Origin of the sequence: Anabaenopsis sp. FSS-46 (assembly GCF_029891665.1) — a bacterium.
In the GTDB taxonomy this organism is placed as follows: Bacteria; Cyanobacteriota; Cyanobacteriia; order Cyanobacteriales; family Nostocaceae; genus Anabaenopsis; species Anabaenopsis arnoldii.
Window position 1 is genome coordinate 1 of the sequence record NZ_JANQDG010000084.1, and the last position, 22,192, is coordinate 22,192.

The following is a 22,192-nucleotide window of genomic DNA, read 5'->3' on the forward strand; positions in this document are numbered from 1 at the left end:
CTGATGATTGCCACCCTTCCGGTTTTGCACGAAATGTAGGTAGCACATCACCATCTAAAAATGAAGCTTTTGAGGTATATGATTCTTCTGTCTCTACAAATTCAAGCTTATATTGGTTGCACAATTGCTCAATACGATTCTACGATATTTTGGACACCAAACCACATGATACTTACAAGAGTAAGTAACATTTTTGTTCGACTTGTATTCTTGACTCATACAATTATTATATAGCATTGTTCTATATAATAAAGTAAAGCTTTTATAAAGTTCACATGAACTAATTTATGTAATATTGAATGTGGCTAAAGCCACTCAATCGCTTTAATGCGACTAAAGTCGCTATCGACTTATCCCCATGTCTGAAGCCAGGGGCTTGCGTCTCGTTTGTTGGTCAATCGGATATCACACGACGGAAATCCCCACCCTCAGTCATTTGTACTGGGGGTTAGTTATATGTCAACCTAGAAGTAAGGTATCTGGTTGTCCCTCATCACACAGACAAATATGTTGACGGTTAACTGCTGGCGGTTGACAGTTATCAGTGAACACTCAACTAGGACAAGATCATGCAAAGTTGGAAAATTGGCTCTTTATTTGGCATCCCACTATTTTTAGATCCACTATGGTTTATAGTTTTAGGGTTAGCTACCCTTAACTTTAGTATGGCTTACCAGCAATGGGGTACTACCATCGCTTGGAGTGCGGGGATAGTCATGGCACTACTGCTGTTTACTTCAGTATTATTACATGAGTTGGGTCACAGCTTGGCAGCGCGATCGCAAGGCATTAAAGTTAATTCTATTACTCTATTTCTCTTTGGTGGTATTGCGGCTATAGAAGAGGAATCAAAAACCCCCGCTAAGGCGTTTCAAGTCGCCATCGCTGGGCCTTTGGTAAGTATTGCCCTATTTTTGCTGTTTAGTATAACCACTAACATTACACCGGCAACTAGCCCTGTGTCGGCTATGGTTACAGATTTGGCAAGAATTAATTTAGTTGTCGCCCTGTTTAACCTCATTCCCGGTTTACCTCTAGATGGCGGACAAGTATTGAAGGCTGCGGTGTGGCAAATGACAGGAGACCGCTTTCAAGCTGTACACTGGGCTGCGAGGGCTGGGCAAATTTTAGGTTACAGTGCGATCGCCTTGGGATTTGTTGTAGACTTTTTGACTAGCGAGTTAATTACTGGCTTATGGATTGCTTTAATTGGTTGGTTTGCTGTGCGTAATGCTAACAGCTATGACCGTGTAACTACCTTACAAGAAACTTTGCTGAAGTTATTAGCCAGGGATGCGATGACTCGTGATTTCCGCGTAGTTGATGCGGGTCAAAGTTTACGTAATTTTGCTGATTCTTACCTATTGGATACTAACGCTGCCAATATCTACTTTGCTGTAGCTGATGGGCGTTATCAGGGTATGGTTAGTATTGATGATTTACGCCTGGTAGACAGAGGTGAATGGGAAAACCGCACCCTACAAACTATAGTGCATCCCTTAACAGAAATCCCCAGCGTAGCTGAATCGACTTCTTTCGCTGAGGTGATTAACAAGCTGGAAAATGAGCATTTACCGCGAATTACCGTGCTTTCGCCAGCTGGTACAGTTGCGGGTGTGATTGACCGGGGGGATATTGTGGGGGAGTTGGCGCAAAAATTAAATTTACGCCTTACTGATGAGGATGTCCAGCGTATTAAGGAAGATGGTAGCTATCCCCCAGGGTTGCAATTAGGAACAATTGCTAAGTCAATTACACATTAGAGGTTGTTTGTCAAGTATTAAACAGGTAATTTTTATTTTAGGGAACAGGGAATGGGGAACACCGGAACAGGGAATGGGGAATGGGGAATGGGGAATGGGGAATGGGGAATGGGGAACCGAAACAATCAAATCCAATCCCCTCCCCTTACAAGGGGAGGGTTAGGGTGGGGTCAAACAATATTTAATACACTAATTATGACTTTGCAAACATCCTCTTAGAGGTGATTTACCTTAATTCTGCTGTATTGTTTCAAGTTTCCCCATTAAAGAAGTTGCTGAGAAGTTCTGGAAGCTTGTTGATTTCTTGTATCAGGTCGTCGGGACTAAAACCAAAGGTATTCAAAATCACGATGATCACAAAAACAGCGATCGCACTACTAATAAATGTTTTTAATACTTTAAACAATGCCCGGAAAATAATCAAGGCGACAATTACAGCAGCAACGAGAATGATGATATTAGTTGGCATTTTCGTGATAAATAATTGCTTGCAGATTCGGGATAAAATATGATCTTGCCTTTTTCAGGCTCATGAAGTACACACCAATTCCCTATTCCCTGTTCCCTATTCCCTGTTCCGGTGTTCCGGTGTTCCCTCAAACTAAAAAAAATTGTACCTCACGAGCATGGTAAATGCTATAATAGTAAACACAGTTTTATTGGTAGTCAATAAAATTCTGCCTTGGGGTTTAAATTTTGGCGGTAATTTCCCCCCATTCAGACAGAGAAAGGGGTTGTACTTGTATCTCCATAGCAAAACAATTACAAGCGGCGGTAATCAAGGCGCTGATAATTGTATCTAGACTCAAATTACCAGGAAGTTCTATAGTAGTGATAGGTTCTGTACCAAACACCTGAGTAAACAATTGAGCATCCTGGTGTAAAGGCATTGAACCATGTTGGAGAATTACCCCACCTTTTTGTACTTGGGCGCTACCAATCAGTTTAGCACCATTGGGTAACAGTAAATCTGCACTTGTCGCCGTACCAAAACAGTTAGGGTTGTGGATATAGCCCCGCCCTGCAGTACCATAGGACAATTCCACACCAAGCGATCGCCATCCTTGAATTAAAAACTCACAAATTTTCTCATATATCTGTAGACGATTACCAGTAATGCCCGAAGTAACCACAGTATAAGTTAAATCACCTTGATGTAACACAGCCCTACCACCAGTAGGACGGCGCACCAAGTCTAACTGCTGTCCTCGCCAAATCAAATTCTGCCACAATTCCGGGTATTGGCGTTGGTGATAGCCCAGAGAAATAGCAGGTGGCGACCAGGTGTAAAATCGCAGAGTTGGGGGATGCTCTCCAGATTTATGCTGTTCTAACAACCATCTGTCAATAGCCATCTGCACATCCCCCGCAGCTTCTAACCAAGGAATTAGTCGCCACACCTGCGGACTATGCAAGTTTTCAATTGGGTTCAACACTGATATTTAGAGAGTTGCAAAAAAGACAATTTATCACGAAAATCCCAGGACTCGCAGCCAAACCCCGAAAAAATCCTGGGTAAATCCTGTGGAGTGGGTATACTACCCGCCTTACATAAGTAAGCTGCTATAACAGACAATCCTAGGCAGAACCATACTCAGATTGCAAAACTTCATCATTCTCATCAGCAATAGTTGCCACAATGGTAATCAACCGTGAGACCTCCGCAGGAGATAAATCTTCCAGAGTGCGTGTTGATATCACCACTACCTGACTTTCAACAATACCAAAACGGGCTTCTAAAGTGCTAGAGCAGTTCATTTCCAAAAGATGACGCATTAACTTAGCCTCATCCCGAGCAGGTAACTTAAGCACCGCCGACCAAACCGTGATAGTATCATCGTCGTTTTGTCCATTCAATTGGACAAATACGTCCACAGTCCCGTACCTAAATTTCCACAGATAACCTCCTCCTGACAGGTGACTAACCATAGCGCTATCATCTTGTTCTAGAGATTCAATGACATTTTCAATGACTTCTATGTGGTTAATAGTCACCGTCTCTGGGTTGAGTTCATCACTGATGAGGGTTTCTTGGTAGTTTGTCATATATATTTTTTCCTCAAGATAGTTATTTCTGCATCTACACATACTTTATCGCCTATAAGTAAAGTTAGTTGTAGCCGCTGAAATTTGTCATATCTGACCCACGCCATCAGAGGATGTTTGATAAGTTTTCAACAGGTAATTTTTATCTGAGGGAACACCGGATCAGGGAATGGGGAACACACCGAACACACAAAAAATAATAAAATCCAGTCCCCTCCCCTGACAAGGGGAGGGTTAGGGTGGGGTGAAACAATAGTTGATACACTAATCATGACTTGACAAGCATCCGCTCAGAAGTCCAGGATTTAAAACTCACAACCGCACATATCACACAGCCCAAGATAACTGGGGAAACTCAAAGATATTTTTTTAATTAACAGTAATTTAACCAAAAACCTTGGGAACAATGTAGAATATACATACGTCACAGGTTTATGTATTTCCACCTGGACGCTTAAGTAATCTCCCCATGTCCCCATCTATATCAAACTTAAAGCCATGCATCTACCAAAACTAACTAGCGCCGTAGCCTTAACAGCACTGACATTTACCCTCAGTGCTCCCCCTGCTGCGAGTCAAACTACACCCAAGCAAGTCAGCTTTATTTGTCGCTCAATTACCCCCCGCACTGACGGACTGCGGAAAGTTCCCGCCACCGTGGCGTTTATTCCAGGATCGAGACGGTATCAACCAATCATTGCTTGGGAATCTGACTCCTTCCCCAATACTGTGTGGACACCCCAAAAACGCTGTGAAGAAATCAGTCAAAGATTCCAAGATTTTTACAATCAAGATCGGTTAAGATATATGACCGTTGGTCAAATTAAGGGGTTAGGAGTGATTTGCGCTGCTCAATCCCCTGAAACCTGCAATAGTAGGAATCAATTATTTACAGTCAAACCCGGAAGCGACCCCCAAACAGTTTTAGAACAACTGATCGAACTTGCATCCGGTAGAACTACAGAAGGAGTCTCGCAAACTACTAACTCACGAATGTGGGAAACCGTGAATAACCAGAAGTACTTAAATTTCGGTGTTTATTTAGAAAGTGCTCCAGTAGAGGATGTAACCGAATAGGTCACAGATGTCGCCAAAGGTTTGACCCCACCCTAACCCTCCCCTTACAAGGGGAGGGGACTGGATTTATAGTTTGCAGTCAGGATTAAGCATCTAGAGGAGACGAAGGTTAGAAACTCCCATCTCAAAGCGATCGCAAATCAACCTCTGCGTACCTTTGCGCCCACCTTTGCGCCCCTTTGCGTTTAACAACAGATATAATAAATACACCCTACACCCCCAGCAACCATGAAACCCCACCTCGCCATTATTACCTGTATATTCCTCCTACCCCTTCCCGTCCTAGGGGAAATCACCCACAGCAAAACCTCAAAACCACCCATACCCGATAAATGTCAACTTGAACAAGAAGACCAAGACCCAGAAACCGGAACATATTCCGAAACACAACTACAACAGCTTGTCAGTCAAATCACCGTTAAAGTCAGGGGAGAACGTGACGCAGCATCGGGAACAATTTTAGCTCAAGCAGGTAACTCTTACTTAGTAGTCACCAACTCCCATGTAGTCAGGAGAATTAACCCCAAAAACCTAAATATTCAAACACCAGACGGTAAAACTCATCCAGCTAAACTGCTTCCTGATACAAACCTTGGTCAATTAGACCTAGCTATATTAGAATTTAACTCAAATCAGCAATATTGCTTACCACCACAAATTACTAACTTTGATATTGATATAGATACCCCAGTCATGGCCGGGGGATACCCCAGTGCAGAAAATAATATAGTATTTAGACCAGGAAGAGTTAAAAAAATTGTCTCCCAACCGAGTTTAAAAGACGGTTATGAAATTGGCTACGACAGCGACATTGAGCAGGGAATGAGCGGCGGTGCTATCCTCAGCGCCTACGGGTATTTACTAGGCATTAATGGTATGAGCCAATACCCTATATTAAATCTAGGTTATGTCCGTGCTGATGGACAAGAACCCACAGCAGCAGAAATTGAGGAATGGCGTGGGTATAGTTGGGGAATCCCTGTGAGTGGGGTGTTAGATGCGGTTAAACCAGAGATATTAACTGCTTATGGTTTACCCCAACGCCAACGCCAACAGCAAACCCAGACGCAGCGCACCGGTTATGATGTCCCGGAAATACCATTAACAGGGTGGTTAAAGGAATTAGAGGAAAAAGCTAAACAAATTACTGTCAAGATTGACATTAGTGGTGAAAATAATGGTTCAGGTGTGATTATTGCTAAAGAAGGAAATATTTACACAGTCCTAACTGCAGCCCATGTGGTGTGTGAGAAGATACAGGGAGGGGGAGAATGTCGCCCCCATACTTACACCATTGTCACCGCAGATGGTCAAAAATATCCAGTAGAAACCGGTAGTATTCAATCTAATGAAGGGGTGGATTTAGCAGTAGTTAAATTCAGGAGTAACCAAACTTATGCAGTTGCTACCTTAGCTAAATATCCGACTGAAGATAATCAATATATGTTAACAGCAGGGTATCCCAGACTGGGGACAACTTCACCCTGGCGGTTGACATTGGGACGAACTTGGAGTAGGGAAACGGGGTTATTCAGAACTACCCTGTCAAGTTCCCGAACTAACAACGACCAGGGAGCGCAATTATTACAAGCTGTGGGTCAACCTGCGGGAGCTTTAGACGGGGGATATGAGTTAGTTTACAGCAGTATTACCTCTGTTGGGATGAGTGGGGGTCCGGTGTTGGATACCCAAGGACGAGTAATTGGGATTCATGGGTTAGCGGAGGGGGAGAGGAATATTGTTTGGGGTGATATCCAGATAGGTAATAGTTTAGGGATTCCCATTAGTACTTTTTTAGCTTTAGCACCGGGATGGAATACCACACCGCAACGGGTGGAAGATACACGACCACGGGAGTTAACAGGGGGGGATGAGTTATCGATAGAGGCCGCGATTCTCTTTACTCCGGTTCCCCAGGAGAATGCTGATCCTCGTTCGTGGATTGAACGGGGGAATCAATTGTGGCGGTTAGGTCGCTATGGTGAAGCGGTACAGGCTTTTGAGGAGGCGATCGCCCAAAAACCAGCGTTTATTGATTTGGCTTATTATGGTCAGGGTTTGGCTTTATGGTCGGATGGACAATTCCAGGAAGCAGCAGCAGCGTGGGAATTGGCGGTAAAGGCTAGACGTGATTTTGTCCCAGCTTGGTATCATCTGAGTGCAGTTTACGGTAGATTACAGCAACTGGATAGGGCGCTGGATGCTATCAATCAGGCGATTAAGCTGGAGCCTGGTAATCCTAATTTGTATAATCAGAAGTCTGTGGTGTTGTCTGATTTGAAGAAGTATGCAGAGGCTGAGTTGGCGATCAATCAGGCGATTAAACTCAGTCCCCGTGCTGCTTTTTACACCAATCGCGGTCTTGTTTACGCTGACCTGCAAAAATGGGTTTTAGCATTGGCTGATTATAACCAAGCTATTGGGATTAATCCTAATTTAGCTCTAGCTTACACCAATCGCGGTGTTGTTTACTATAACCAGCAGAAATGGGATTTAGCATTGGCTGATTCTAACAAAGCTATTGCGATTAATCCTAATGATGCTCTAGCTTACTACAATCGCGGTCTTGTTTACCGTAACCTGCAAAAATGGGATTTAGCTGTGGCTGATTATAACAAAGCTATTGCGATTAATCCTAATTATGCTGATGCTTACATCAATCGCGGTGTTGTTTACGCTGACCTGCAAAAATGGGATTTAGCTGTGGCTGATTATAACAAAGCTATTGCGATTAATCCTAATGATGCTCTAGCTTACAACAATCGCGGTAATGTTTACGGTAACCAGCAGAAATGGGATTTAGCTGTGGCTGATTATAACCAAGCTATTGGGATTAATCCTAATTTAGCTGAAGCTTACGGTAATCGCGGTCTTGTTTACCGTAACCTAGGAGACATCAAGAAAGCTAGGGAAAACTTCCAAAGAGCAGCGCAATTATTCCTCACTCAAGGTCGTACCGCTGATTATGTATTAGTAATTGCGCTTTTAAACTCACTGTAGGTGCAAGATCCCCGACTTCTCACATTATCACAGATAATCTAGGATAATTTAGCTAGAAGTCGGGGATCTGTGGGGCGATGGTAAAGGCGATGGTCAATGCGATAGCGAAGCGCTGCTGCAAGCAGATCGCCCGGGGCTGAAAAATTGCGTTTGATGCTACACGGGGAGCCGGGGGTTAGAAACCCCCGTCTCAAAGCTAAAGTCAGATAAATCTGACTAGAAAATCATCTATTTGATTATCTTCACAAGATGCGAAGCGCTGCTGTGGGGCGATAGCGAAGCGCTGCTGTGGGTCGATCGCGAAACACTGCTGTAAGGCGATAGCGAAGCGCTGCTGCAAGCAGATCGCCACCCAGGGAGGCCTGACAAAGCCATAGAAAATAAACCTTTGCGTACCTTTGCGCCCACCTTTGCGCCCCTTTGCGTTTAACCACAGATATAGTCGCCACCCAGGGAGGCCTGACAAACCCCCCTCTCCAAGCTCCCATCACCACTTACGGGGTTGAAAATCCGGCTCATTTAAAATCACCACATCATCACCGCACAGACCCAAGACAAATAAACCTTGACCATAAGCATAATCCCGTACCTCATTAGTAACCACCATCCCCGCCACTGCACCCATAGCTTGTACATCTCTATACCGAGGCATGAGGCGCTTAAACTTTTCTAACCGCTGTAAATGCTTATCCACATCGGCTTGGTTAGGTTTACTCTTCACCTCAACTAACACCGCTTCGGTATCATTTACCACTAATAAATCAATTTCCAACCCTTCACCCCCCCGCTGTGTAGATAACCCTGGGTGAAGTTCATGCACATCTATACCCCGTTCTCGAAACAATCTTACCGCAGCAGGGCGTACTTGCCATTCTACAAACTCCCCTAGACGATTACCTAACTTACCCAGTTGTTGACTTACCTGTTTAATCTGCTTATCAGTTGCTTGAGCTTGCTGTTTAAGAAACCGCTCCGTTTCTTGAGATCGTTCTTTTAATAACCGCTCAGTTTCTTGAAATCGGTGTTCTGTTTCTTGAAAGCGGCGCTCTGTTTCTTGAGCTTGTTGTTTAAGAAACCGCTCAGTTTCTTGAAAACTGCGCTCAGTTTCTTGAAAGCGGCGCTCTGTTTCCTTTTGAGCTACAATCAACTCACCTAATAAGCGCCAAACATCATCAGGTGTGTAAGTCATGGTTTATTCGAGAGGGTATAGCACCATTATAATACCTAAAGCATAATACCTAAAGCGATCGCCCGGGGCTGAAAAATTGCGTTTGATGCTACACGGGTAACCGGGGGTTATAAACCCCCGTCTAATAGCTAAAGTCAGATAAATCTGACTAGAAGATCATCTATTTAATTATCTGGACAAGATGCGATCGCCACCCAGGGAGGCCTGACAAACCCCCCTCTCAAAGCCATCGAAAATAAACCTTTGCGTACCTTTGCGCCAACCTTTGCGCCCCTTTGCGTTTAACAACAGATATAGTCGCCAACCAGGGAGGGATTAAAAACCCCAGCGGCGTAAGATCCCCGACTTCTTCTGGGATAATTTAGTTTCAGAAGTCGGGGATCTGTAAGGCGATCGCCCTTTGGCTGTGCTATTAATTAATATCTTTATTGGGTTTTCTGTTGTCAACGCCAATTACTAAGCTGATTATTGATTCTCATTTCCCGATAACACGCCAAAGTTCTTGATTCTCTTGTGGTAATTGCACAGAATTAATCATAGTTTCTTCTACAGGTTTTAGAAACTTATCATAATCTTTTTCTTCGGCGCTATAAGTCAGTACATAGACTTTTTGATCACCCATGATCCAAATTTCCATAACTTTAAATCCAAAGTTATTCTTGTCATTTTGTCGCATATATAGGACTCGATACGCATCTCTATCAGCAACTTTTATAGTTTCCGGTTGAATATTTTGGTGAATGCGGTTTTTAATGGCAAATTCCCTATAATCCTCTAAGGTTTCATCGGGGGCTAAATGTTCTACACTAATAATGAACTCTGGGGGTAAGCCAGTTTGGGAGACATTTATAGGGGAAATCCGCACAATGGTATCTGTTGTATTTGCTGGTTGGGGTTGCCAATTTTGGGGATATTGAATCTTGATTTTAGAGGTTGGATCTTCAAAAGATATGGTACGAATGGAAAGAGAGGGAGAAAAGACTTTGACAACACCAATACTCAGCAAAGAAATTACAGTTATGAGTAGAATTAAAGGTATTGGTCTTTTACTACCTTTTATGTAGTTAATAAGTAGAGTGAAAAAGTTTGGCCGTAGGGTTTCACTCAAAGCTTTAATCACATCCTCTGCTGACTGATATCGCCTTTTAGGATTAGGTTGTAGCATCCTATCTAAAATATCAGCTAGATGGTTACTGACAATCCCTCGATATTTTGTTCTCCAATTCCAGCGGTTATCATTGTTACGGATATGCTGCAAAGAGTCTCTTGTCAGTAATTGAATACAAGAGGCCGCCAGTGCATATAAATCACTGGATGGATCAACTTCTTTCCCTGCTATTTGTTCTGGGGGCGCATATACTCGTGAACCAAAAACAAGGGAAGTTTGTAGATCGGTTTTTCCTTCCACTACTTGCTTAACAGCGCCAAAGTCGATTAAAAACAGTTTTTCTCCCTCGCAAATTATGTTGCTGGGTTTAATATCCCGATGAATAGCATGGTTTTGATGAATGAATTGTAAAACCGGTAGGATTTTTAATAACAACTCTTTAATCTTCTCTTCAGAAAAGCGCCCCTGTTTCTGAAGTTCTTGATTCAAATCCTGGCCTGCAATATATTGTTGGGCTAAATACTGTAACTCTTGTTGAGGATATAACTTACCCTGGGATTCAAAGGCGGGAGCAGTGAAGGAGAAATAATCATATAATACGGGAATCTGAGAATGTAGACCTAATTGATTGAGAATTTTGGCCTCCCGTTGAAAGGCTTGTTTGATTCCTTCAACTAGTTTAGGGTCATGAGTTTGAATGTTTAACCGCTTGATGACACGATAGGTTTTCTCCCCTTCAGTGTTTAAAGGTAAATAAATAGCTTTAAAGGTGGAGCCAAATCCTCCGGTTCCTAAAGGTTCTACAGGTAGATAGTTGTTTGGTAAAATTAATGGCATCCCGCAGGCTTCGCAAACCAGTTCTGGGGTGGTGGTGTCTGTCACATGGTTTTCGGGTTTGAGGCAGCCCGGTCTGGTACAATGTATTTTCATTTGTCATCATTTATGGGTGAGAGTTTATTTGTCAGTATTTATGTGTGAGCATATCAAATATGTAGCCACTATACAGCCAAGGAGCGATCGCCCTTCAATTCTCTCATAAAATCTAGGTGATTTGTCATACATTACCAGGCAGTACAAGAAAAATGTATATCACCATACATAAGTCACATATTACTATGAAACCTGGAGAGCAGAATTTAAAAAGATGTTCCCCAGGCGATCGCCTGGTAATTATTGTGTCAACTTTACAAAAATATACAGTTTTTTTATACAAAAAACCTCTGCAAGTATGCTTAAAGGTGAGGCTCGGATTCCGGGTATAAGCTGGTATTTTCAGGATTTACGGATATTTTCCCATTGTTGCAGTGAGACAAGATTAACAACACAGGGAAGAATACTATACTAAACTCTATTATATTTATAGTATATAATCTATCTGTCTTTGACAGTTGCCCATAGTTAATTATTCAGAGATCAGAAAATTTCAGCCCATGTCATAACTAAGTATCTGGTAGTACGGCATCCTGTAGATAAGAGTATCAAATCAATGCAAATCAAACTTATTTCCCAAAATCAGTTGACAGAGGAGCAGGAAGAGCAGATTTTTACTCTTCCAGTAGCTATAGGGCGAGATATCAGCCAACTACCCCAGGGTATGTCTCCTGTAGTTTTATTAGACTCAAGTAAGCAAGTTTCCCGGTTCCATGCTGAGATTACCTCAGACAACAATCAAGTTTACCTACAAGATAAGAAGAGTGCTAATGGTACTAAACTCAACGACGAAAAACTACGGGGAGAACGTCGCCCTTTAAACAATGGCGATAGAGTAACAATCGGTAACTATACGATTACCGTTCTTCTGATTCCCGATGGTTCTACTGAGCCTACAGTCGTAGCTGAAAGCACATCTACAATTTTTCTTAATCCCCAATCTGAGGTGACCACAACATCAACATCAATTGTTGAAAGTTCCCAATCATCGATTATTTTTAACCCCAATACGGGGATTTTAGAACAGCAACTCACTCCGACGACATCAACTCCCTCATCAGAGTTTCCCCATAATCTAGATTTTTGGCACGGAAAACGGATTTCTTTAGAAGCCATTGATAGAAGTCGTTTTACCGTCAGGGAAACAGAATATGTGGCCTGTGGGGGAGGAATGGGCAGTTTTGCTTGGGTGGATATGTTGAGAATTGCGGGAGTTAGAACCGAAAATATTCAGGTTTTAAGTATTCAAAACAAACCTTATGAGCGCTATGAAACCTTACTGCGCAACTGTCAAATTCCCGAGTATAAACGCATTCGTTCAGGGTCAGATTCTTGTCCTGATAATATTTGGGGATGGCCAGGATATGCTCTGAGAGATGCTTGGAGAGCCTTATTTTCTGGACAGGTTGGCGCAGCGTTAGGATTTTTATGGCAGGTATTTGCAGAACCCATTCACGCAGATACCTATACCCCCCGTGCTAAAGATGTGTTTGAGTCCATGGACCGAGAAGCCCAACGCATAGGTTGGAAGAAAATGCTCGAACCCGGTAGTATTCTCAGTCTGCGTCAAACCGAAGATGGTCGTTATTGTATTGCTTATTGTCCTGACCCGCAAAATAACAGAGATACCCGATTTGTCATCGCTCAATATGTCCATCTCTGCACAGGTTACCCAGGGATTAAACTACTACCAGATTTAGAAAAATATCGTCAAGACTACCCGGAAGAAATAGGAGATGCTAGAACCGTAGTTCAAGGCTATGAACCCCATGATCATATTTATGAGAAATTAGAGAAACAAGGCGGTACCATTGTCCTGCGCGGTTCGGGAATTGTAGCCTCACAAGTATTAGATCGGTTGTATAAAGCCCGTCAAGTCAACGCTAATATTAAAGTGATTCATTTAAACCGAGAACCCCGCAAAGGCAATGAATTTGATCGCGCGCAACGGTATGTAGAAAATGATTGGGAATTTCAACCTTACAACTGGCCCAAAGGGACTTGGGGCGGTGATCTGCGCAGAATGTTAGAAGCAGCTGACCCTTTGCGAAGACGGGAGTTATTACAAGACTGGGGTGGAACCACAACAGCTAGCCGTAAGCAATGGCGACAGATTATTAAAGAAGGAAAAAAACAAGGATGGTATACAATTACCTATGGTTTAGTCACACAACTAGAACGTAATCCTCGCGGTGGGGTTATGACCCATTTAGTCAGTAGCGAAGGTTTAAAAGAGGTTAGTGCTGATTTTGTAATTGATTGTACAGGGTTAGTTTCAGACCCCTTACAAAGTCCTTTTTTGCATGATTTAATTACTCATTATGAACTAGAGTTGAACCCCCAAAAGCGGTTCCATGTGGAAAATAACTTTGAAATCAAAAAGTTGAGAAATCAGAGTTCTCGTATATATGCAGCGGGGATTATCACCCTAGGGGGTCCCTACGCACCTGTGGACACATTTTTAGGCTTACAATATTGCGCCCATCGCTCTGTGGAAGCCTTAGCAGCGGCTAAAGCTCCGGGGGTGCGCTATATAGAGGGGATTTATTCTCTCTGGCAATGGTTGAAATGGGCTTTAAATAACAAACCTTAATCTATCCTTAAAATATCATGACTCCAACTTTATTCGGTCGCTGGCAAACGCGAATCTTTCTGTTAGCAACGGTGGGAATTTTAATTTCCCTCCCTTTCCATTGGGGATATTTCGGCCATGAGTCTAATGTTTACTTTTGGGTGGTATTTTATGTGGGCTTATTGGGCATAGGTTGGGATGTATTGTATGATTTTCTGCAAAAATATATGTGGGATCATGACTGGCCTGGAGTATTCCAATTTTATGCAGGAGTTGTAGAGGGGTTGGTTTTGGCTGTAATTATTGCCAATATCGGTTTACCTCATATTCCCAAGACTGAATTTGATCTAATCACATTTATTCAACATTATGGTTTAGTTTGGTTAGGGGTTTATTTATCCTCTTGGGTGGTGATGCGATTGTTGTTTCCCCGGTGGCGGTTTCGTGGGGGAGAATGGATAGGGAATTGGCCGAGAATTTCTTAAAGATTGACTGATAAAACTGTTGTGGTGTGGGCATCTTGCCCGCCATTGTGTACCCTACTCAGAGGTAATGTGCTGTATATTCCCACTATAGAGCTTTAAAACTATGAATCACCAAAATTTTAATATATTCATCACATCTTCACTGTTAATAGTGGGATTGGGGGGGTGTTTTAGCCCCAGTGCAAATGTTGAAACGGTTATTCCTAACCTTGAATCTCCAGCTAATGCTCAGAATGTCGCCTGGGTATTTGATGCGGAAAATGCGATCGCCTTGAAAGGGTATGACCCCGTTGCCTATTTTCAACAAGGAAAACCAATTGCAGGTAGTTCTAACTTTACCCATAAATGGGCAAATGTCAATTGGCGATTTTCGACTGCGGGAAATCGAGATTTATTTGCTAAAAATCCCGAAAAATACGCCCCTCAATATGGTGGTTTTTGTGCTTGGGCTGTCAGCAGGGGATATACTGCACCCATTGACCCCAATGCTTGGAGAATTGTGGAAGGGAAGTTATACTTAAATGCTGACCAGAGGATTCACAGACGCTGGGAAAGAGATATCCCGGGACATATTCAAAGAGCCAATAGAAATTGGCCTGGAATAGCTCAGAATATCCGCCGCAGAAATTAAACTTAATTAAGAAATCATTGACATAGTGCGGGCATCTTGCCCGCTATAATCAGCAATGAGAGCATACCCAAAGGAAAAAAGGCGAACAAAGTTCGCCCCAACATGATCTGCTATAACTCAGCCAAACACTTAAATTTTTGCCTCTTCCTTAACTAACTTATCCCAACCCAAATCTTTAAGATTATTATTGCGGCGCAGGGGACGGGTCACCAACTCCAGAAGGTCACGGGCGTTAGTAAAACCGTGAATTTGCGCAAAGGTGAACTCTACTGACCACTTAGTATTAATACCACGGGCTTCTAAAGGATTAGCGTGAGCCATACCAGTAATTACCAAATCTGGTTTTAATTCATAAATACGCTGCACCTGATTGTAATTATCTGGTTTCTCGATAATCTTCGGCAGAGGTACACCCATTTCGTGACAAGTTTTTTCTAATAGCGCCAACTCAGCAGCTTGATAACGCTTATCCATATAGGGGATACCGATTTCATGTACGGTCATTCCACAACGTACTAAAAACCGAGCTTGGGAGATTTCTAGTAAGTTATCACCCATAAAGAAGACAGACTTACCGCGGATGATGTTAACATAATCTGCCAAACTTTCCCAAATTTGCGCTTCCCGCTCATCTAAACCCTTGGGAGTAATACCAAACACAGAGCAGATTTTCTCAACCCAAGCGCGAGTACCATCAGGGCCAATGGGGAAAGGTGCGCCAATAAGTTTACACTTGCGGCGACGCATTAAGGTAGTGGCGGTGCGACTGAGGAAGGGGTTGACACCAGCCACATAATACCCTTCTTCAATCACCGGTAATTCAGTAAACCGCTTTGCAGGTAGCCAACCAGAAACTTTTATCCCTTGTTTCTTGAGTTCCAAGGTTAACTGGGTGACCACAGGATCAGGTAGAGAACCGAACAGCACCAGGGGAGGATGATCTACATACTCGGATTCTTCTTGAGCGACTTCTTCTTTCTTTTTGCCAAAGTTGAGCAGCTTTTGAATCGCATTACCTTCATTTTTATCAGTTGCTGCTGGTGGTGCTTGAGTGGGACAACGATTAGCCATAGATGCTAATACGGTATCTTCCCCTTGGGTAAAGGCATAATCTAAACCATTAGCACGGGCGACAACAATAGGAATACCAATTTCTGATTCTAACTTGGGTGCTAAACCTTCTAAATCTGTTTTAATAATTTCCGTAGTGCAAGTACCAATCCAGACAATTACACTAGGATTGCGATCGCGCTTAATTTGCAAACACAACCGCTTTAACTCTTCATAATCATTCAGTTGTGCGGAAATATCCCCCTCTTCTAATTCTGCCATGGCATAGCGAGGTTCAGCAAAGATCATCACCCCCATGGCATTTTGCAAGAAATACCCACAAGTCTTAGTACCAATCACCAGAAAGAAGCTATCTTCAATTTTCTGGTATAACCAAGCCACACAACTAATGGGACAGAAGGTGTGGTAATTGCCAGTTTCGCACTCAAATTTTAAAGTGTCTGGTTGTTGAGCGATAGTCATTTGTATTTTTCTCCCCTTAGTATTTAATAGCAGATGAATATAGGGCGGGCATGGGGGGATGATACTTCCCCCTGAGTACCCCCTTTTGTGTTATAATCAGCCAATTGTCGGTACTTGATATTCAACAAAAACGGTAACAATTAAGGTTTAGGGAACAGACGCGCAAACTCTGATTCATCAAAAACATCCTCTGAGAGTTCTTCCCCACTTTTTTCTAATCCGCTTTCTTCCCCCCAGACATCTGATAGTATGTCTTTTGTCTGGGAATCATCCAGGATTTCTTGAGATCCAGGTGTTGTTGCAAAGGAAATCCCACCAAAATCATCAGCTTTCATGCTGGGTGATGATTTAGACCCAGTTTTCAAGTTATTTTGTCCTTTCTGAGATGCGCCCCTCACGTGATTGAGATGAACATCATCTTTCCGGTTTTGATTCACATTCCGCATCTGTTCTGTGGGATTGGGGCGATAACCCAGAGCAATATCGGGGTCAAAATCCAACTCCAGCACCTCAATGAGAGTATCAGCGTCAGGATTCAGTTTGGAAAAAGGCATCATCAGCTGTGCTAATTGGGGTTCTAGAGCATTGACAACACCCAAGATGAGGTATGAACTGGGTCGCTTTCCGCCATCTGGAGTAGAAACCGACTCGGTTATCATATGCAAAACAATCCACTCACGGTTTGTCTCAAAGAATTCTAACCACTTTTGTCTGATTTCATCTGTAAAGCTATTAAAGAAAGCCATATTTTTCCTCATCCTGGAACTTGATGATGTTATACAATCATCAAGTCTAGTTCTTCTTCCAAATTCGTCACCTGTGGTTTAGCTGGATTTAGATAAAAATCAGACAACAAAGAGAACAATTCCCGATCTTGAGCATCTTTCGGCACAACACCCTCTGGACGTGCCAGAATCTGGTCAGCGATATTCAGGTAGTAATCGCAAACGTAGCTCAGAGAAGGGTCATTTTCCGCCATTTCAAATAAAGTTTTACCCTTAACACGAGAAACACGAATATCTTCAATTAAAGGTAACACTTCTAACACCGGCATAGGCACTGCTTCTATATATTTCTCGATTAAGTCCCGCTTAGAGGTGCGATTACCAATTAAACCCGCTAAACGCAGGGGATGAGTGCGGGCTTTTTCCCTCACTGAGGCTGCAATGCGATTGGCAGCGAACAGGGCATCAAAGCCATTATCAGTCACAATCATACAATAATCTGCATAGTTGAGTGGCGCAGCAAAACCACCACATACAACGTCACCCAGCACATCAAACAGAATTACATCGTACTCATCAAAGGCGTTGAGTTCTTTCAGTAATTTTACTGTCTCTCCCACTACGTAACCGCCACATCCAGCACCAGCAGGCGGTCCACCAGCTTCTACACAATCTACACCACCATAGCCTTGATAAATTACATCTTCTGGCCAAACATCTTCATAGTGGTAATCCTTTTCTTGGAGAGTATCAATAATTGTGGGAATTAAAAACCCTGTGAGTGTAAAGGTGCTGTCGTGTTTGGGGTCACAACCGATTTGCAGAACCCTTTTACCCCGTTTGGCTAAGGCGACGGATATATTACAGCTAGTTGTAGATTTACCAATACCACCTTTTCCGTAAACTGCTAGTTTCACTGTTATTTACCTCTAATAATTTTTTATCAAACTCCTGGCTGAAGCTTTTACCTTTACCTAGCCGGGGGATGTCTGAGCTATGTGATTTTGATTATTGACGATATTCCACAGAAAAGAAAGGGGGTGCAAATATGAAAAAAGTATCTATAAGATGTTTTCAGCATTAAAACAGATTATTTAGGAATTTTTTCGGCTTTCAATCTTTTAATTAGCTTTAAAAGCTCATAAATTACTGTTTTTTACCCACTTTTTATAAAAGAGTTACAAAAGACAAAAATAACTATATGTACTTTTGTATATAGTTTTTATGGCGGAAAACTAACATCAGCCACACTGATCCCCTGGGAAAGGGGCTGAGTTTGAAACCTCAATAGACAGATTAGCTATGCAATCCTCAAGGGGTATATTCACAAATACAGAACACTGGGAAGAATATCTCAACTATGCTTTTCATCCCTTAGTGATTGGTTTGTAATAAATTATTAATTTTAGGTTTTAGCTGATATTTAGGTTTCTCGTGCTTCAATTTCCTGTAAAGATTGCCAGCCAGCTTTCCACTGAGAGTTATCTTGTAACAATTTTGCGTTTAACCAAAAGCGGACATTGGGGTCACAAGCTGCAACCATTTCGGCATATACCCACTTACTCTGATTTTTCCGGTTAACGACCTGGAAGTGTCGCCAACCATCTATTTTTTTCTGTGCTGTCCACTTAGAACCCACTAGGTGAGGAAATTTTTCTTTTTTACGCATTGAACACACCGAACACACCGAAACACACCGAACTTGGTGTATACTTCATTAGCCTCGGAAAGGCCATAACACCATATCAATAATTATACAATAAACACTAAGAAACTTGTTTTAACACCAATGGGAATTAATCTGAATTCCTCGTTTTGCCATTGATTGTATAAATAAATCTGTTGGTAGTGCTGCTTCTACAGGTGAAACCCCAGGTTTTTTCAGCTTCCCTGCTAATAATAATTCTGCAATGCTACCAGCACCACAGCCAGAAGCTACGGCGGTATTTTCATGTACTACGGTAGAACGGTAAACACCGATTTCACCATTTTTTTCACCTGTGACTTCTGAACGCACTGCTACCCCAATTCCACTAAAATTATTAGTGAAATCTGTCATTAAATGACTCACACGGGCTAAAAATTCAATCATGTAACGACGCTGCATTAACCACTTGGGTAATATATGGGCTGCTGTCCAGGTGAGGTGGTTGTAAAAGTCGGGAATCGAGCCAAATTTGGTAACTACGGTTTTAACTGATGGGAAGGCTTGGGGTATTGTAAAGGTTTCTGGCATATCAAACCAGTAAACCCCATGGAGTCTATAGGGAGCGGGAAAATCAACTACTTCTCTTTGACTGTAAGGCTCGATTATTTGCCATTTTCTATCTATCCAGGCCTCAAAAGGATATTGCAACCCTAAAAATGTGGTGCGCATGACTGTGATTCCCGCGCCTCCAGAACCACATACTAAGTAACTTAAATGTATTTCTTCTGGTTGGTCAAATTGCTCCGCACACTGACGCACCATGCTATTAGAGATACCAGGGAAAATTCCCGTATTAACAATTGCCGTCACACCCGCTGCAACAGCTTGTTGATGATAATTTAGCGCCTTGGTAGTATAAGAACGATGGTCACTGACATCTATATAGTTTACCCCTTCTTGAATACAAATTTTGAGAACATTAGCATCTCGGTAGTGAAACGGTCCCGCACAATGGATAACTAAATTAGAATTAGCGATCGCCTCTCTCAATTTCTCAACTTCTGCCAAGTCTAACACCAAAAACTGAACATTTTCACCCAAAGACAACTGAGAATTACTGTGTGTTTCCGGTGAACGCCCAGTAATGGTAATTTCTGCACGGGTGTGGGTAGCTATATCTAGAGCAACATGGCTACCAATCCGCCCTCTTCCACCCAAAATCAAAACGCGATCTTTCATTACTCCAATATAGGCAACACCAATTACTATTTATTGCACCAGTTTTTGGCCTGATTTGTCATCCGTTGTCAGTATGAATTTAATCTGAATGCAGAGTAACTGCAACCCAAAGCCGCCAAAGCTTTACCAGGGTAGGGTTAGAGAGGGTAAACTAAATTGACAGCTTCACAAAAAATTAGTGTGAATCATAACTTGAGTCTTTAATATGATCTGATGCTGGAGAGAGACGTTTTACTAGTTGTATAGAATTACTATCGAATGTAAATACAAGATTCCACTGCGGTATTACTGAGGGTATCATAGCCAATTAAAAATTGAGAATACTGCCAGATTTTGTATTGATTTCATGGAATTACCGGGCTATTTAACAATTTTGCTGCTGTAAACGCAGGAGATCCAAATGAAAGCAAACAAGAATGTAAGTTTCTTCAAAATGCTTGTTAACCTTGTGGGAGTAGCTGGTATCAGTGCTTTGGTCAGTGTTCCCGCATTTGCATTCACCAATTTAAACACATCTACAACTGGTACCTTACACTCCCAAGTACAACCACCAACAGATGATACTAGCACTGAAACACCAGAACAACGACAAGAACGAGAAAGACGAGAACAACAAGAAACAGAAAGACAACAACAACAACAACAAGAACCACAACAACAACAACAAGAACCACAAACTTAGGAAATTTCTCACTAACAGAAAATGATTTACACCCACAGAATATATTTTTTTTGAGTTTTATAATATATTCTGTGGCTTTTTGCAGTCCAATGATTTATCTACCTGACTTAAAGCAATTAAATCAATCTTGATAACTTTAATTATCAGACTGAGAAATGAGGAAAATATGGTTAATCAAAATCATAAATATGCAGTGGGAGTATTTACCAAACATCAACAAGTAGAAGCAGCAATCAATCAACTGAAAACATCAGACTTCCCCATAGAGCAAATTTCTATCATTGCTAAAGATGTAGAATCAGAAAAGCCCTTGGGTGAGGCGCAGGTCAGCGATCGCATTGGTGAGCAAAATGTTAATGTTACCAAGCCAGTGGGGGAAACACTGACCGCTACTACCTGGGGTAGTCTGTTAGTTGGTTTGAGTAGTTTGGCTATTCCCAGTTTAGGAGTGTTATTAGCCGCTGGTTCCGTCGGTGTAGCTTTAATTGCTAGTATGGCGGGTGTAGCCGTGGGAGCAGTCGCAAATCAAAATTTAGTCCAGGCCTTGACTGATTTAGGTATACCCGAAAACCAAGCCAGAGTTTATAGCGATCGCCTGCAGCAGAGTGATTATTTACTCATCCTCAATGGCACAGATAAACAGATTCATAGTGCTGAAACCATTTTACAAAATCAAGGTATTAAAAATTGGGGTATATATAGTTAATTTTAGTTAATTCTTCTGATATCTCCTTACCAATTAACTATATTTATCAAGGTCATATGATGAATTTATTACCCGACAACTCAGGAAAGAAAATTACTCATCTCATCGCAACTATGGGGTTTACTAGTGCGATCGCGATCACCGGATATGATCAGATTCATCAAGAAGCGATCGCCCACACAACATTTAGTCAATATACTATACTAGAGGCTCAAACTGCACAGATCAGTCAAATCGACATGATGTATGTGCAAGAAGCATTTCAAGCGGGAATCGGAGAACTGGAACTAGCAAACCTAGCTTTGGAAACATCAAAAAACGAAAATATCAAACAATATGCTCAACAAATGATTCAAGACCATACACGTTTGAATCAGGAATTAATGCAATTAGCTCAACAAAAGGGAATGAATCCACCCACTAATATTAGTCCCAAATATCAAGCCTTAAAAACACAACTATCAAAACTGTCTGGTGTCAACTTCGACCAAGCATACATCAATGAAGCTGGCATTAATGGACACATGGAAAATTTAGTTATGCATACTCGTCAGATCCAACTAGGTCAAGATCCAGACCTACAAGCCTTTGCGGCTAAAAATTTTCCCATTCTAGAGGCACACTTGCAATTAGTGGAATTTATATTAATGGTTAAGATCCCCGACTTCTCACATCATCACACATAATCTAGAATAACTTAACTAGAAGTAAAGATCGACCGGGGGTTAGAAACCCCCGTCTAATAGCTAAAGTCAGATAAATCTGACTAGAAAATCATGTATGTGATCATAGTCTAGACCGCCAATAAACCTTTGCGTACCTTTGCGCCAACCTTTGCGCCCTTTGCGTTTAACAACA

Annotated in this window: 21 protein-coding genes and 1 pseudogene; 10 read left to right on the forward strand and 12 right to left on the reverse strand. The window is 42.1% G+C overall.

Features of this window, described 5'->3' with window-relative positions:
* Positions 1 to 138: 138 nt before the first annotated feature.
* Positions 139 to 219, reverse strand: a pseudogene (locus NWP21_RS10115) (IS200/IS605 family transposase); the annotation flags it as partial.
* A gap of 347 nt (positions 220 to 566) precedes the next feature.
* Between NWP21_RS10115 and NWP21_RS10120 the strand changes: the two are divergent.
* Positions 567 to 1,763 (forward strand): site-2 protease family protein, encoded by a 1,197-nt coding sequence (locus NWP21_RS10120; protein ID WP_280792611.1) that lies wholly within the window; start codon positions 567 to 569, stop codon positions 1,761 to 1,763.
* Positions 1,764 to 1,770: 7 nt separating this feature from the next.
* The gene (locus NWP21_RS10125) at positions 1,771 to 1,926 is read left to right on the forward strand and encodes a hypothetical protein (protein ID WP_280792596.1); all 156 of its coding nucleotides are present in this window, start codon (positions 1,771 to 1,773) and stop codon (positions 1,924 to 1,926) included.
* An 87-nt stretch (positions 1,927 to 2,013) separates the two neighbouring features.
* Here the strand turns inward: NWP21_RS10125 and NWP21_RS10130 are convergent, their stop codons facing one another.
* The 3 genes from NWP21_RS10130 to NWP21_RS10140 all read right to left on the reverse strand — a co-directional run bounded on the left by NWP21_RS10130 (position 2,014) and on the right by NWP21_RS10140 (position 3,809).
* The gene (locus NWP21_RS10130; protein ID WP_271731540.1) at positions 2,014 to 2,232 is read right to left on the reverse strand and encodes a hypothetical protein; all 219 of its coding nucleotides are present in this window, start codon (positions 2,230 to 2,232) and stop codon (positions 2,014 to 2,016) included.
* 220 nt (positions 2,233 to 2,452) lie between these two features.
* Complete coding sequence (locus NWP21_RS10135; protein ID WP_280792612.1) at positions 2,453 to 3,178, reverse strand: biotin/lipoate A/B protein ligase family protein; 726 nt, start codon at positions 3,176 to 3,178, stop codon at positions 2,453 to 2,455.
* A 163-nt stretch (positions 3,179 to 3,341) separates the two neighbouring features.
* Entirely contained in the window at positions 3,342 to 3,809 is a 468-nt protein-coding gene (locus NWP21_RS10140; RefSeq protein WP_280792597.1) for a YbjN domain-containing protein, read from the reverse strand.
* A 498-nt stretch (positions 3,810 to 4,307) separates the two neighbouring features.
* Here NWP21_RS10140 and NWP21_RS10145 point away from each other — a divergent pair, with 498 nt between their 5' ends.
* Positions 4,308 to 4,886 carry a COP23 domain-containing protein gene (locus NWP21_RS10145; protein WP_280792598.1) on the forward strand — a complete coding sequence of 193 codons (579 nt, stop codon included), beginning with the start codon at positions 4,308 to 4,310 and terminating at the stop codon, positions 4,884 to 4,886.
* 228 nt (positions 4,887 to 5,114) lie between these two features.
* A complete protein-coding gene (locus NWP21_RS10150; RefSeq protein ID WP_280792599.1) occupies positions 5,115 to 7,886 on the forward strand; it encodes a tetratricopeptide repeat protein in 2,772 nt (923 codons plus the stop codon).
* A 242-nt stretch (positions 7,887 to 8,128) separates the two neighbouring features.
* Here NWP21_RS10150 and NWP21_RS10155 read toward each other — a convergent pair whose 3' ends face one another.
* The 3 genes from NWP21_RS10155 to NWP21_RS10165 all read right to left on the reverse strand — a co-directional run bounded on the left by NWP21_RS10155 (position 8,129) and on the right by NWP21_RS10165 (position 11,113).
* On the reverse strand, positions 8,129 to 8,335 hold the full coding sequence (locus NWP21_RS10155; protein WP_280792600.1) for a hypothetical protein: 207 nt from the start codon (positions 8,333 to 8,335) through the stop codon (positions 8,129 to 8,131).
* A gap of 38 nt (positions 8,336 to 8,373) precedes the next feature.
* The gene (locus tag NWP21_RS10160) at positions 8,374 to 9,075 is read right to left on the reverse strand and encodes a hypothetical protein (RefSeq protein WP_280792601.1); all 702 of its coding nucleotides are present in this window, start codon (positions 9,073 to 9,075) and stop codon (positions 8,374 to 8,376) included.
* A 475-nt stretch (positions 9,076 to 9,550) separates the two neighbouring features.
* Positions 9,551 to 11,113, reverse strand: a complete 1,563-nt coding sequence (locus tag NWP21_RS10165) for a serine/threonine-protein kinase (protein ID WP_280792602.1) — start codon at positions 11,111 to 11,113, stop codon at positions 9,551 to 9,553.
* A 556-nt stretch (positions 11,114 to 11,669) separates the two neighbouring features.
* On the opposite strand from NWP21_RS10165, the gene NWP21_RS10170 reads away from it, so the two are divergent.
* From NWP21_RS10170 to NWP21_RS10180, 3 genes are all read left to right on the forward strand, one after another.
* Positions 11,670 to 13,706 carry an FHA domain-containing protein gene (locus tag NWP21_RS10170; RefSeq protein ID WP_280792603.1) on the forward strand — a complete coding sequence of 679 codons (2,037 nt, stop codon included), beginning with the start codon at positions 11,670 to 11,672 and terminating at the stop codon, positions 13,704 to 13,706.
* 17 nt (positions 13,707 to 13,723) lie between these two features.
* Positions 13,724 to 14,170 (forward strand): hypothetical protein, encoded by a 447-nt coding sequence (locus NWP21_RS10175; protein WP_280792604.1) that lies wholly within the window; start codon positions 13,724 to 13,726, stop codon positions 14,168 to 14,170.
* A gap of 103 nt (positions 14,171 to 14,273) precedes the next feature.
* A complete protein-coding gene (locus NWP21_RS10180) occupies positions 14,274 to 14,801 on the forward strand; it encodes a YHS domain-containing (seleno)protein (RefSeq protein WP_271733260.1) in 528 nt (175 codons plus the stop codon).
* Between the two features lie 129 nt (positions 14,802 to 14,930).
* Here the strand turns inward: NWP21_RS10180 and NWP21_RS10185 are convergent, their stop codons facing one another.
* From NWP21_RS10185 to NWP21_RS10205, 5 genes are all read right to left on the reverse strand, one after another.
* A complete protein-coding gene (locus NWP21_RS10185; protein ID WP_280792605.1) occupies positions 14,931 to 16,334 on the reverse strand; it encodes a ferredoxin:protochlorophyllide reductase (ATP-dependent) subunit N in 1,404 nt (467 codons plus the stop codon).
* Positions 16,335 to 16,474: 140 nt separating this feature from the next.
* Positions 16,475 to 17,080, reverse strand: a complete 606-nt coding sequence (locus tag NWP21_RS10190; protein ID WP_280792606.1) for a DUF5331 domain-containing protein — start codon at positions 17,078 to 17,080, stop codon at positions 16,475 to 16,477.
* Between the two features lie 29 nt (positions 17,081 to 17,109).
* Complete coding sequence (bchL, locus tag NWP21_RS10195) at positions 17,110 to 17,976, reverse strand: ferredoxin:protochlorophyllide reductase (ATP-dependent) iron-sulfur ATP-binding protein (RefSeq protein ID WP_280792607.1); 867 nt, start codon at positions 17,974 to 17,976, stop codon at positions 17,110 to 17,112.
* A gap of 506 nt (positions 17,977 to 18,482) precedes the next feature.
* On the reverse strand, positions 18,483 to 18,728 hold the full coding sequence (locus NWP21_RS10200) for a TIGR02450 family Trp-rich protein (protein ID WP_271733255.1): 246 nt from the start codon (positions 18,726 to 18,728) through the stop codon (positions 18,483 to 18,485).
* 111 nt (positions 18,729 to 18,839) lie between these two features.
* Positions 18,840 to 19,946: a saccharopine dehydrogenase NADP-binding domain-containing protein gene (locus NWP21_RS10205; RefSeq protein WP_280792608.1), complete on the reverse strand. Its 1,107-nt coding sequence runs from the start codon at positions 19,944 to 19,946 to the stop codon at positions 18,840 to 18,842.
* 400 nt (positions 19,947 to 20,346) lie between these two features.
* Between NWP21_RS10205 and NWP21_RS10210 the strand changes: the two genes are divergently transcribed.
* From NWP21_RS10210 to NWP21_RS10220, 3 genes are all read left to right on the forward strand, one after another.
* The gene (locus NWP21_RS10210) at positions 20,347 to 20,628 is read left to right on the forward strand and encodes a hypothetical protein (protein ID WP_280792609.1); all 282 of its coding nucleotides are present in this window, start codon (positions 20,347 to 20,349) and stop codon (positions 20,626 to 20,628) included.
* Positions 20,629 to 20,794: 166 nt separating this feature from the next.
* On the forward strand, positions 20,795 to 21,334 hold the full coding sequence (locus NWP21_RS10215; RefSeq protein ID WP_271733251.1) for a general stress protein: 540 nt from the start codon (positions 20,795 to 20,797) through the stop codon (positions 21,332 to 21,334).
* Between the two features lie 56 nt (positions 21,335 to 21,390).
* Complete coding sequence (locus tag NWP21_RS10220) at positions 21,391 to 22,020, forward strand: DUF4142 domain-containing protein (RefSeq protein ID WP_280792610.1); 630 nt, start codon at positions 21,391 to 21,393, stop codon at positions 22,018 to 22,020.
* Positions 22,021 to 22,192 lie beyond the last annotated feature (172 nt).